This is a genomic window from Bacteroides sp. OM05-10AA (assembly GCF_003439055.1).
In the GTDB taxonomy this organism is placed as follows: Bacteria; Bacteroidota; Bacteroidia; order Bacteroidales; family Bacteroidaceae; genus Bacteroides; species Bacteroides intestinigallinarum.
Window position 1 is genome coordinate 64,913 of sequence record NZ_QSUR01000012.1, and the last position, 12,759, is coordinate 77,671.

The 12,759-nt window shown below is 41.8% G+C and carries 10 protein-coding genes; 5 read left to right on the forward strand and 5 right to left on the reverse strand.

The features are described 5' to 3' along the window. The 3 genes from DXB58_RS28170 to DXB58_RS11500 form a co-directional block, all read right to left on the reverse strand. On the reverse strand, positions 1-625 hold a 625-nt coding region (locus DXB58_RS28170), incomplete at its 3' end, for a polysaccharide biosynthesis/export family protein (protein ID WP_233527281.1). Positions 626-647: 22 nt separating this feature from the next. Further along, the gene (locus tag DXB58_RS11495; protein ID WP_122136795.1) at positions 648-1,229 is read right to left on the reverse strand and encodes a UpxY family transcription antiterminator; all 582 of its coding nucleotides are present in this window, start codon (positions 1,227-1,229) and stop codon (positions 648-650) included. Between the two features lie 353 nt (positions 1,230-1,582). Then, on the reverse strand, positions 1,583-2,530 hold the full coding sequence (locus tag DXB58_RS11500; protein WP_304650864.1) for a tyrosine-type DNA invertase cluster 3b: 948 nt from the start codon (positions 2,528-2,530) through the stop codon (positions 1,583-1,585). A 135-nt stretch (positions 2,531-2,665) separates the two neighbouring features. Between DXB58_RS11500 and DXB58_RS11505 the strand changes: the two genes are divergently transcribed. The 3 genes from DXB58_RS11505 to DXB58_RS11515 all read left to right on the forward strand — a co-directional run bounded on the left by DXB58_RS11505 (position 2,666) and on the right by DXB58_RS11515 (position 4,435). Beyond that, a complete protein-coding gene (locus DXB58_RS11505) occupies positions 2,666-3,067 on the forward strand; it encodes a DUF4119 family protein (RefSeq protein ID WP_117932000.1) in 402 nt (133 codons plus the stop codon). Between the two features lie 223 nt (positions 3,068-3,290). Beyond that, positions 3,291-3,635 carry an SH3 beta-barrel fold-containing protein gene (locus DXB58_RS11510; protein ID WP_117931998.1) on the forward strand — a complete coding sequence of 115 codons (345 nt, stop codon included), beginning with the start codon at positions 3,291-3,293 and terminating at the stop codon, positions 3,633-3,635. A gap of 23 nt (positions 3,636-3,658) precedes the next feature. Continuing rightward, on the forward strand, positions 3,659-4,435 hold the full coding sequence (locus DXB58_RS11515; RefSeq protein WP_117931997.1) for a DUF4373 domain-containing protein: 777 nt from the start codon (positions 3,659-3,661) through the stop codon (positions 4,433-4,435). Positions 4,436-4,508: 73 nt separating this feature from the next. Here DXB58_RS11515 and DXB58_RS11520 read toward each other — a convergent pair whose 3' ends face one another. Then, positions 4,509-5,687 carry a heparin lyase I family protein gene (locus DXB58_RS11520; RefSeq protein ID WP_122136797.1) on the reverse strand — a complete coding sequence of 393 codons (1,179 nt, stop codon included), beginning with the start codon at positions 5,685-5,687 and terminating at the stop codon, positions 4,509-4,511. Between the two features lie 123 nt (positions 5,688-5,810). Then, positions 5,811-6,362 carry a DUF4738 domain-containing protein gene (locus DXB58_RS11525; protein WP_009000762.1) on the reverse strand — a complete coding sequence of 184 codons (552 nt, stop codon included), beginning with the start codon at positions 6,360-6,362 and terminating at the stop codon, positions 5,811-5,813. A gap of 147 nt (positions 6,363-6,509) precedes the next feature. On the opposite strand from DXB58_RS11525, the gene DXB58_RS11535 reads away from it, so the two are divergent. Together DXB58_RS11535 and DXB58_RS11540 are read left to right on the forward strand one after the other, a co-directional pair. Beyond that, positions 6,510-10,034: a two-component regulator propeller domain-containing protein gene (locus DXB58_RS11535; RefSeq protein WP_117931993.1), complete on the forward strand. Its 3,525-nt coding sequence runs from the start codon at positions 6,510-6,512 to the stop codon at positions 10,032-10,034. A 115-nt stretch (positions 10,035-10,149) separates the two neighbouring features. Further along, positions 10,150-12,759 carry a cellulase family glycosylhydrolase gene (locus DXB58_RS11540; RefSeq protein ID WP_122136798.1) on the forward strand — a complete coding sequence of 870 codons (2,610 nt, stop codon included), beginning with the start codon at positions 10,150-10,152 and terminating at the stop codon, positions 12,757-12,759.

Genomic DNA, 12,759 nt, shown 5'->3' on the forward strand with positions numbered 1-12,759 from the left:
CATTATTAAGACCATTATATATCTTGTTTAATGTTTTTTTGAGATAGTCATTGGCTTCAGCAATAGTTAGTCCGTTCAGGTTGACAGGACCTATTTTCTGAATGTTGATCGTGCCGTCAGGAGAAATCTGTTGGCGGATAGTATTCTGGCTGGCTCCCCAGATATCAATAATCACTTCATCACCGGGACCCAGACGATAGTTCAAGGGAGTGGCGATGTTGACGCTGGGTTCAAAAGTCAGGTTACGGGTGTTGAAGATATTTCGTCCGAAAACCTGATTGCCACGTGCGAGGTCTTGAGTGCTCGGGTGGTCTTCCAGCATATCGGAAGTGTTTTCTTTCATTTCCTCACGAAGTCGTGATTCATTGACATCGGTACCCGTTGCATTGGAAGCATTGACATTGTTTTGTTGTTCATATAGTTGCTTCACACGAGTTGCCTGTTCTTTGGTCACACCTCTACGTGCCAGTTCAGAAGCTAGTTGTTTCTGTTCTTTACCCTGGCGGATGCCATCCTTTACATATTCAAGAACTTGGAAGTCACTCATATTTTGAGCCATTAAGGGAGAAAAAACTCCCAGCACAAAGAATATAAGAAAAGTACGAAAAAGCGTTTGTATTTTCATCGATCAATTCAAATTTGAAAAATTAGCCCACATGAATGTCTGCAGATTCAACATATCCAATAGGCATATCTACACAGGCACAACCGAGCATATTCAACCGGACTGCAATTTTACTTTTACCATCGACATTGACCAGTTCACCAACCAGTCCGGTCAAAGGTCCTTTCACCACACGAACTTTTTCGCCACGTGCCAAAGGAGAGCTGTTCATACAAATAGCGTCTTCTGAATAGTCAAGCATAAAACGGAAACGAGCCATTTGTTCATCAGGAATCACTGCCGGAGAGCTTTCTCCACGCATCACCATATAACGGCTCACTGTAGAAAAGGTTAAGACCTCTTTACGTTCAGAAGGATCAGCATGAACAAATACCATCATTGGAAGAAGAACGGATTCAACCATCTTACGACGGTCACTCCATTGATGAATTTCCTGCTGAACGGGAACGAAATTTTCGATTCCCATTTTGTCTAAACGCTCGGCTACTTTCTTCTCGTGGTGCATTCGAACGAGTGCTACATACCAGCGTTTTGAGTGTGCTACGCCTTCCCCTGTCCCATTGCTAGGCCCAGCACTAATTGATTTTGGTTTCGTTAAAATCATGTTTTTTTACCCCATGTTTATCCGTTACTTCTTAGGTAACGGACAATACATACACGAAACATACACTACTGGAAAAATAGAAATCACACACATGACAAAGGCGTAAAATATGGAAAAGCCTAATACTCAACAGGAAAAAGTTGAGATCAGGCAATAAAAAGCATAGAGCATGAAAATAAAATTATTTCATGTTCGGATAGTTTTTTGCCCTATGTTTCAGATAAAACGAAAAAAAGTGGAGGAATATTTGTTTTCTATTTGTGTTTTTGTCTATCTTTGCGTCAAATTTAAATCCGTTACCTAAGAAGTAACACACATACTTTACTTCTAATTATCAATACTTTAAATACAAATCAGTTACTAATATAGCAGTTTCTTACGTAAGATAAATTCCCTTTATTTACCTCTGTACGTTCTTTAAGCCCGAAGCCTTTCAAATAGATTTGTGTAGTTTTTATAGATTTGTGTCCCAATGATTCACTAATCATTTCAATCGATACTCCCCGATACTTCGCTGTCGTTGCCCAAGAATGGCGAAGTGTGTAAGAAGTGACAGGAGACTTCAAACGTAAAGCTCTCGCTAAGTCCTTTAAACGGTTGTTGAATCGACGAAGGGCAGACTGGTATTCCCGATAAGCCCTTTCATCCGTCCGTTTCTTATCACTACGAAGAATATCAAACAGATAATCCGGAGAATCAGGATGAGAATTCTGGTTACTACGAAGCCGGTTAATCATTTCCTTTGCAGTATCAAGTATTTCCACACTCATCGGAGTTTTAGTCTTGATACGGTTATATCGCAACACATTCTGATCTAAAGCTGATTTCTCCAGATGAGCTAAATCCGCGAATGACATTCCACAGAATTGAAACATCAGGGCAGCAATAGCCTGCGTACGACGCAAACGCTCCGATTTGGGATCCTCATACAGAAGTCTACGTAATTCACCGATAGGCAAAGCTTTCTTTTGGCGAACATCTACTCCCGTATAAACATCATGAAACAACCGAGGCACATAAGGTGCACTACCTGCTTCCACTCCTCGATTATAAATACAACGAAGCATACGCATATACGTAGAAATCGTATTAGGCTTCAAACCACACTCATAAAGATACTGCCCGTAACGTCGTAAACGCTCGCGGGTGACCTGTCTGAACGACACATGGGACGTGCCACAAAATTTGCTAAAAGAAAAAATAGCATTCTTATAGACATGCGCTGTAGAATGCCTCCCTTCCTTCCGCAAACGACCGATGTAGAACTCTGCACACCGGCTAAATCCATTTTTGTTCATCATTTGCATCACTAGTTATTTTATATATATACCATTTGGCAAGCGGCAAAAAAACAAATCTTTTTGCATACCTGGCACACGCTTACCAAATGTAGACTTATTTTTCAGTATTATTAACTTTATTAAAATTAGCAAATCATGGCTAGTAAAAAAACAACTCACAGAGAGTCTAAAACACAAGTAGAAAACAGTGCTCAAAAGCTAAAAAAAGAGGGAAGAGCACATCAGAAAGGGGAAATCATCAGTAGGGATGAACTGGAAAAAAGAGGCGGGCTCACCGGAGACCCAACAGCTTTACTGGCGGTATACCTACACAAGTTTGAGGAAGGAGAAGCTCATGTCAACTACTCCAAAAAGCTCAAAGATTTAGCTGAACATATCTATGAGAAAGAAATACTATACATACCCAAGCACGGAGGTTATAAGCTAATGGAAATCAGCAGTATAGAAACAGAATTATCTGTTATCAGAAGAGCCAAACGGGAACAGTTGGAAGAGGAAGAAAGACAGGAGAAAGAGAAAGTATCAAACAGGTATTGACAAAAATAATTGTGCAGGTAAAATGCAAGCTCTACTTTTGACGCCGTTTTAAACCGGCTAAAAACAGAGAATTATATCCCAGAAAAATAGTGACGCTATCCGGTTGAGATGGCGTCACTATAAGCAGAGGATAGCGTCACTATATCCCCCATATAGCGTCACTATCTTTCAGGGAGTATTCTCGCTTCACTAAACACGCATTTTTAATTTTAATTATTTTTCAATGAAAAGAAAAATCGACAAAAGCAAGATCGCATCTTGCAAATTAGTATGGAAAAAACGTATTGTATCCGAAAAAGGATTCTCGGAAAAATATGCTGAAAGAATAGTGCAAAAGTGCATAGAATTGATAGAACGCATGCAGTATGGAAATGCCATGATAGCTTTTTATAAACAAGACGGCACATTCTGCATGGAACAAGGCACGTTGGTAGGATACGAAAAATTCTTTCATCGAGAGTATCAAAACACGCCAAGACAAGAGTCCATCGTCTATTGGAGTACAGAACAACATGCATGGAGAAGATTTATGATTGGAAACCTGCTCGAATGGAAAGCGATTGTGTAATTTACAATAAAAAAGATTGAATAATGAGTATGATTAACAAAGGTATACCTTATTTCCCGACACCTGCAAACTTTTTCGATGAAGAAGTCATGGAATTATTAGAAGCCAAATATGGAATGTTAGCCTCTTACATCGTATTGAGATTACTTTGCAAAATCTATAAAGAAGGGTATTATATCTCTTGGGGAAAAGAACAAAGTCTGATTTTTATCCGTAAAATTGGTGGAGGAATTAAAGAGGATACGATGGAAAAAATTGTTGAACTATTGCTGGAAAAAGGATTCTTTCATAAAGAGACTTACGACCGATATGGAGTTTTGACCTCGAAACAAATTCAAAAAGTCTGGCTGGAAGCTACGGTACGCAGGAAAATTGATTTCTCTCAATTACCTTATTTATTAGATAGCAAACCCAAAAACGGGAAACAAAAAGAGGATACGAACCCGGAAAATGTAGACATTTTATCGACTCAAGAAGAGTTGAGTTCAGAAAATGCAGACATTTCCCGACAAACTAAACTAAACCAAACTAAACTAAATCATGAAGAAGAAGAAAACAACGTTGTTTCGATTGAAATTCCGGGGTATGCCTACAATCTGGCTACACACAACATAGCAGGATTGATGGAGAGCCTGGACAACCATAAAGTGACTGACCAGAAAGAGAAACAAACGATTCTCCGGCTATCGGATTATGGCAGAAAAGGCACGCAGATATGGAAACTACTTTCAAATACATCATGGAGTAAAATTGGAGCACCAGGAAAGTATATCATTGCTGCGCTGACAAATAAACGGTAAAAGAACTAAAAAAATATCCGGATGCTCACAAAAAGAACATCCGGATATCACTCTCTTTTTATCTTCTGACTAATTACCTTTCTGAATAGTTTGTCAGATTGTAACATACCGGCTTAGTGCTATTACCTACACGGTAAATACCGAACTTGAAGTAATAACCATCATCGTCGTTACGTCCAATCATGATTTTTTCATTGTCTACAATGTGTTTACTAACCTTTTTCCCCTTTTCCTGATAGTCCATCTGCACATCGAGCATACCCGGTTTTACAATCGTTTCCGCCTCTTTGCCATAGACTGTCCAGTCGATATGAATGCGGAATGTAATCCAGCAGTCTTTCGGAAAATCGGCATAAGGCATTTTGTAAGCAATGGTCGATGCTTTATAGTCTGATGTTACAGGTTTCATAATCGGTGTTTTTTCGGGATTTGCGTTGCAACGGTCGTCTTTATCCGTCAGCCACTTACGATCGGAATTTGCTTTGATATAGAACCATCCGCCAGAGAACCCGAACGCCAATGGAGGATAGCCTCCTTGTTCCACGAGCCATCCGTTGGCCTTTCCGGCCTGATATACAGGATTTCCTTGTTTGTCTTTCACCGGATTACCTTGTTTATCCAGTTTGGCTACTTTCTCGTGCCCTTCATTCTTTTTAAAGATCGTAGTCTTTTCCAGTTCAACGAACTCGTCAATCGTCAGTTTCTTCACTTCGCCCTGTGGAGTTTGTACCAATGTACGATCCGGCATCCCATGCCATTGGGCAAAAATTGTCGAGACATCGCTACCCAATGAAGAAGGAATATATACGGAAAACTCATAGTCGCGGGAAGCTCCTTGCGGACAAATACCTTTCCCATGATGATATACAGTTTTGGTAATCTGCGCTTTCTGATAAACATCGGCAGGCAGGCCTTTGAAATCATCGGAAGTTGCATAACAATAAGAAAATTCCGCACGCCCTTTTGTTTCCCCTTTGGCATATCCTGACAGGGTGTTATCATCTTCCTTCAATTCAAAACGATAGGAAGGCTTACCGTTGAACATACGTGTGAAGTCGCGTTGAATTGCATGAGGCTTTTTAGTCCCTACTGCTACCCAGCAATCGTCTATAATTTGATTGACGCGTGCCGAATCCGCCTGCACGTTTACCCGTTCCGTAAGCGGAACCAACGTTTGTGTATCTTGGGTTTGAGCGGTCAGTGCCGTACATCCTACTGCTACCACACAGATAGCAAAAATGTTTTTCTTCATTCTATTCGGTATTAAGTTTGTTGACGGTGCAAAAATACGAAAGGCAACCTCATTGGCTGCCTTTCTTTTGTCTCAAATGTTTTCACATTTGTGTAATTTTACTGTCAACACCCGCCTACAAGCTTAATTGGGTGCTTCATCGTCATAATCTTCTTCAAGCATATCCACTTTCTGTATGCTCATTTTTCCATCAGCGGTAATCGTTATGGAAAGCGGCATATACAAATCTGTCTGCGGATAACAAACACTCGCTGCATACACAATTCCCTGCGGAGTAGTCTTGTCATATACAATGCCTTCCAATATAGACTTAGATAGGAAGTTCGCATCGACTACCGATGAAAAATCATTCTTGGTAAAGGTCTTGTTCAACACGGTTTCGTTACCACGCGTCAGGTGCAACACTATTTTATTGTCGACATAGGTATCTCCCATCTCGTTTGTCACATGGGGCAGATTTTCATCCGGAGTACGCGAAACGAGGGAATGGTAATCTTTCCCCTTAAACTTAAAGTCGGTTTCGCTCTTAGACGTCTGCATACGCTGCAATCCGTGAGCATCCACACTGTCTATCATCGCCAATGTCGACGTATTATCTGAAGATCCTTTTTTACCGCCACATGCACTCACAGCCACTGCCAACGGCAATAAAAGCCAATAAATTAGTTTTCTCATACGTAAGTTTTCTGTTTATAAATAGATAGCAAAGGAACAAAAAGAGCGGGATATTTACAAGTGTAACCGACATTTTTCCTACATTTGCAGGAAAGAAGGAATACTTTTACAACAATTACAGATTTAGAAACCTGCAAACCTAACACCATGCGCGAACGAATGACAACAATTCTTTTTCTCATCCTTGCCTACTGTAGCAGTGGCAATGTGTATGGGCAAAAAGTAAATTATCAGCAATTCGACAACATCTATCTCGGAGCCGAAGCTTCGGTGATTAGTTGCTTCCTGCAAGATAGCGAGGGACTGATATGGGTAGGTTCCAACAAGGGTTTATTCAGTTATGACGGTTATTCCACACAACAGCATTTCACGTATGGAGAACGTACTAACACACGTATCTACTGCGGTATTATAGCAGATAACACTTATTTATATCTGGGAACAGATAACGGGATTCTTGTTTATAACTATCGAACAGACAAATATGAGCAACCGGATACTGATTTCCCAACGGATGTCCGTACCATGGCACTCCAGGGAGATACATTGTGGATAGGTTCGTTGAACGGATTATATATTTATCAGTTAAAAAGTCGTCAACTGAATCATTTCGATAGCAAACAGACCGGATTGCCTCATAACACCATCTATTCCATCATTCATACAAAAGATAATCAAATTTATATAGGTACTTACAACGGATTATGCCGCTATGTACAGGCAAGTGGAAAATTTGAAAACATCCTTTTGCCAGTTAACCGGGGAGGCAGCAATTTGTTTGTCAATTCTCTGTTGGAAGATACCGCCCGACAATGTATCTGGATCGGGATGGAAGGTTATCTCTTCCAATACAATCCCACTACAGGAGAGATGAAGGCGATAGAGGTATTTCATAACAACTCCATCAAATCACTGGCACTGGACGGAGATGAAAATTTGCTGGCAGGTACAGACAACGGGCTTTATGTGTACCAGAATGACAAAGAACCTTTGCAGCATATCATTCACGATTCACGCAATATCCAGTCACTAACCAACAATATTATCTGGAACATATTCTCGGATCAGGAACATAATATCTGGCTGGGAACAGATTATGGCATTTCCCTGTCACGCTATAACAGTGCGCTGCAATTTGTACCGATTTCTCAAATCACAGGCACAGGAGACGGAAATCAGTTCTATTCCCTGTTCCGGGATTCCAAAGGATTCTATTGGTTCGGAGGTACAAACGGAGTGATCCGGTTCACCCATCCGGCAGGCAATAAACACGATGCTATCTGGTATAGAATGGGGGATAAAAAACATCCGTTATCCCACAACCGGATACGGCACATCTACGAGGATAGAGAACAGCAGTTATGGATAGCCACAGACGGAAGTATCAACCGCTATGACTATAATACCCATCAATTTGTACACTACAACATCGTAGACAGTACAGGAACTTATAATACCAACTGGGCTTATTACCTGTTTGAAGATACTGACGGGAAGCTTTGGATCGCCACCTGTCTCGGAGGTATCTTTGTTGTGGACAAACATAAACTGATACAATCTGCCGGAAGATCGTATGTGGCCGATCAAAATTATTCCATTCATAATGGGCTGTCGGGGATGTTCATTAATCAGATTGTCCCTGATGCGGAAGGTAATGTATGGGTATTGTTATACAACAGCAAAGGGATAGACAAAATCAATGCCCGTACGCGACAAGTGACAAAGCTGTTTGCCGATGAATTAAGTGGCGAGAAGAGCCCGAACTACCTTTTACGGGATGAAGACGGCATGCTTTGGGTAGGATTTCACGGAGGAGTGATGCGTATCAATCCCAAAGACTCGAGTCAGCAAAGTATCTCTTTCGGCAATTTCAGCAATAACGAGATTCTGTCTATGACCTCTGTAAAAGAACATATCTGGGTTTCCACCACTAACGGACTTTGGATCATCGACCGGAGAACAATGGATGCCCGCCAGCAAAGCCTGACGGATAAACGTTTCACCAGTCTCATGTTTGATTCGGAAGATGGAAATATCTATCTGGGAGGTGCAGACGGGTTCGGCATATCCCGTCCCGAAATACAAGCCATGAATCAGCCGGAGCACTCCATTTTACTGACTGCCTTATATATCAACAATCAACTGATGTCTCCGCATACCGGAGAGAATATTCCCAACATCCGCTATACCGATGCTATCGAACTAAAATACGACCAGAACAACCTGGCTTTCGAACTTTCAGACCTCCCCTACTCGCTAGAAGAAAAACATGAATTCGTCTACCGGCTGGAAGGTATGGACAAAGAATGGAATTTCCTGCAATCCAACACGAATCGCATTACGTACAGTAATCTGGGTTATGGGGATTATCAGCTGGTAATCAGCAAAGTAGAAAAGAGCGGTTCTCCTTCCGAGCATCCATATATCCTGAATATTAAAATTCTCCCTCCATGGTATTACACACTTTGGGCAAAGATAGTCTACATTCTTTTATTCTTGAGCCTCATTGCCTGGGTTATCAACTTTTTCCGTGTCAAGAACCGTCTGAAAATGGAACGGATGGAAAAAGAGAAGATTCTGGAGCAATCACGCCAGAAAATGGCTTTCTTTACCAATTTGTCTAATGAATTAAAGACACCGCTTAGCCGGATTATCGCTCCTGTCAGTCAATTGCTCCCCGTTGCAGAAGAAGTGCATGAGAAACAGACACTGGAGGAGGTGCAACGTAATGCAATGAAAATAAACTCATTGATTCATCAGGTATTAAACTTCAACCGGATAGAGGATAATAAAGATTCACTGCTGATTTTGTCGCGCATCGAACTTGTGTCATTCAGCCGTAGCCTGTTTTCTGTCTATGAGGAAAACAAACAGATCACATTCCATTTCGAGACAAATAAAGCCAAGATTTATGCTGATATGGATGCCATCAAACTTGGAGTGATTTTAGATAATCTGCTTTCAAATGCCGTCAAATTCACCCCGGATGGCGGAAGCGTCCGTCTGTCTCTTTTCTATCGTGAAGAAACGGGATTGTTGGATATCTGTGTTTCAGATACAGGAAGCGGAATCCCGCAACAAGATATTCCATATATCTTCCAGCGCTTTTTCCAGTCTCCACATTCCGGCAATAAGGAAGGTACGGGTATCGGACTTTATCTGGTCAAGACTTATACGGAACTTCATGGCGGTCACATCAACGGAGTCACCTCGAACGAAGGAAAAGGAACTTCCATTGGCCTGAATATCCCTGTCATCGCCGTAGAGAAAGAAGAGATTCCGGCGACACAGGTGAAAAAGCAGTTGGAATCGTTGCCTGTTCTTAAACCAATCGAAGCAGAATCTCAAGATGAGAAATTTCTGTCGAACATTATCCGCCTGATTGAGGACCATCTTTCTGAATCGGAATTGAATGTAAATGCACTTTGTGAATTATCCGGTATCAGCAATAAGCAGATTTACCGGAAAATCAAACAGCTGACCGGAATGTCTCCAGTGGAATATATCAAATCGATCCGGATGAAAAAGGCGGCCATGTTGTTGCAACAAAAGAAATTTACCGTTGCCGAAGTGATGTACATGGTAGGCTTTTCCAATCATTCTTACTTCTCCAAATGTTTTCAGGCAGAATTCGGAAAAACGCCACGTCAGTACCTTAATGAAGACCTGTAGAGGCATTTTGGGGCATTTCGTCCTATTTTTATCCTTATATGTCCAATCTGTGCTTTTATTGAAATGACCAATAAATTACTTTTGTTGCTGTCAATAAACCGATAAATTTGATAGCATGAAAAGACTGTTGATCCTTACCTTTATTTGTTTGATATCTGCCTTTGTCAAAGTGCAGGGCAAATCATCCTCTACACCTATTATATATATAGATGGAAATGGGGTGATGCGTTGGAGTGACACCCGCCGGGAGGCTTCCTTTTTCGGTGTTAATTATACGCTGCCTTTCGCCCATGCTTACCGTGCCATTGGATATTTGGGACTGGACCTCAAAGCTGCCATAGATAAAGATGTATATCATATCTCCCGTCTGGGACTGAATGCTTACCGTATTCATTTATGGGATGTGGAACTGACAGACGGACAGGGAAATCTCCTCGAAAACGAGCATCTCGACTTGATGGACTACCTGATTGCCAAACTCAAAGAACGCAATATTCATATTGTGATTACCGCACAGACCAACTTCGGGAACGGATATCCCGAACGAAACATACAGACGGGCGGCTTCTCCTATAAATATGATAAATGCGATATGCACTCCCACCCGGAAGCTATCGCTGCACAAGAAACCTATCTTCATGGTTTGGTGAAGCACGTCAATCCATATACGGGGTTAGCTTATAAAGATGATCCCTCCGTTGTTGGGTTCGAAATCAATAATGAACCTTGTCATTCCGGTACGAAGAAAGAGGTGAAAGCCTATATCAACCGGATGCTGAAAGCGATCAATAAAACAGGAAACCGCAAACCTGTATTCTATAATGTAAGCCACAACGGATATGTAGTAGAGGCTTATTACGAAACTGCCATTCAGGGAACTACTTATCAATGGTATCCCATCGGACTGGTATCCGGACAGACACAGCAGGGAAATTTCCTTCCCTATATAGACCGCTATGATATTCCCTTTTCCGATAAAGTGAAAGGATTCGATAAGAAAACACGGATGGTATATGAGTTCGATCCGGCAGATATCATGTATTCTTATATGTATCCGGCCATGGTACGTACTTTCCGTACAGCAGGTTTTCAATGGATTACCCAGTTTGCGTATGATCCGATGGATATTGCTTATGCCAATACGGAATATCAGACTCATTTCTTGAATCTTGCCTATACGCCTCATAAAGCTATCAGTATGAAGATAGCCGCCGAAGCTGCACGCAGTCTGAAAAGAGGTGAATCATACGGCAGTTATCCACAGGACACTTTATTTGGTGACGGTTTTCGTGTCAGTTATACAGAGGACTTGAGCGAATTAAATAATGGAAAGAAATTCTATTATTCCAATCATACCAACACCCAGCCCAAAGATGCGTCACAACTTGTTTCCATTGCCGGTTGTGGCAGTTCTCCGATTATTCGTTATGAGGGAACAGGTACTTATTTCATGGATTGCCTCGAACCGGGAGTCTGGAGACTGGAAGTGATGCCGGACGCGGTAGTGGTGAACGATCCGTTTGCCAAACCGTCACTCGATAAAGAAGTGGTTACCATTGCTTATGGTGCTTGGGACATGGCTCTGCAAATACCTGATTTAGGGATGGAATTTACCTTTACGGCCCTCAATCAAGGAAATCAGCAGAAAGGAGATGTGACAGACGGGATTATCCGCGGACTTCGTCCGGGTACCTATCTGCTGAAACGTAAAAACTGTACGCCCAAACAGAACTGGCAGGCAGACTCTCAATGGAATTCCATCCGCATCGGAGAATATGTGGCTCCTGCTCCACGTGTGACGGATTATAAAGTCGTTCATACTCCATCGGCAACCACTGAAGCAAATAAGGATTTAACGATTAGTGCACAGGTGGTAGGAACCGAATTCCCGGATTCAGTGATTATCTACACCGATAAGATATCTTTTTGGAATGAGCATAATCCATATATTAAGATGAAACGTACAAGCGGATATACCTATCAGGCAACGATACCCGCTACAGAAATAAAGGATGATTGTTTCAGGTATAACATCATCGTATGCCGGGGCAACAGCACTCGCACTTATCCCACAGGAAATTCCGGTTACAGGAATTCATCATCGGGAATAAAGGGAAATCCACTGGAGTGGAATTATACTTCCGGAACCTATTGGACTACTCGTGTTGTTGCCCCAGACAGTGCGATACCACTATTGACTATTACGGACGCAGATAGCCGGATAGAAGCATACACGCTTCCCGAATGGAATGATCTCCAACGTACTTTGGTTGATTCTTCTCCGGTGGAAAAACCTTTGCTCCGGTTCCGGTTTACTCCTAAAGGAGAAAATCCGCACTATTTCCTCCGCACGTTCGTAAAGAACCTGATTGAAGAAAGAAAAGAAAGAGTAAAGGATTGTAGCGTTCTCTGTATCCGGGTAAATCGCACGAAAGCACTTCCGGAAGGATTCAGTGCCGGTTTCGTAACTTCAGACGGATATACTTATAAAAGCCCTTGTCCTGCTCCATCATCGGAGGGAATCATACGGATACCGTTGAAAGATTTACGCCAGACAGACACGGCACTGCTGCCGATAGCTTATCCGACATTCTTGAAACAGTATTTCCATCCGGAAACGGAAATCGCATTTTTACCGGAAAAGATTGAAAAGCTGGAGTTATCAATGTCAGGTCATTCGCAATCAACTGTCGAGATTGAATTAGGGGAAATCTGGCTGGAATAA

Coding starts and splice junctions, on each gene's coding strand:
- DXB58_RS11510 (WP_117931998.1), top strand. CDS start 3,291: ATGAAAAGAAAAATCGACAAAAGCAAGATCGCATCTTGCAAATTAGTA.
- DXB58_RS11540 (WP_122136798.1), top strand. CDS start 10,150: ATGAAAAGACTGTTGATCCTTACCTTTATTTGTTTGATATCTGCCTTT.
- DXB58_RS11535 (WP_117931993.1), top strand. CDS start 6,510: ATGCGCGAACGAATGACAACAATTCTTTTTCTCATCCTTGCCTACTGT.
- DXB58_RS11515 (WP_117931997.1), top strand. CDS start 3,659: ATGAGTATGATTAACAAAGGTATACCTTATTTCCCGACACCTGCAAAC.
- DXB58_RS11505 (WP_117932000.1), top strand. CDS start 2,666: ATGGCTAGTAAAAAAACAACTCACAGAGAGTCTAAAACACAAGTAGAA.
- DXB58_RS11525 (WP_009000762.1), bottom strand. CDS start 6,362: ATGAGAAAACTAATTTATTGGCTTTTATTGCCGTTGGCAGTGGCTGTG.
- DXB58_RS11520 (WP_122136797.1), bottom strand. CDS start 5,687: ATGAAGAAAAACATTTTTGCTATCTGTGTGGTAGCAGTAGGATGTACG.
- DXB58_RS11500 (WP_304650864.1), bottom strand. CDS start 2,530: ATGATGAACAAAAATGGATTTAGCCGGTGTGCAGAGTTCTACATCGGT.
- DXB58_RS11495 (WP_122136795.1), bottom strand. CDS start 1,229: ATGATTTTAACGAAACCAAAATCAATTAGTGCTGGGCCTAGCAATGGG.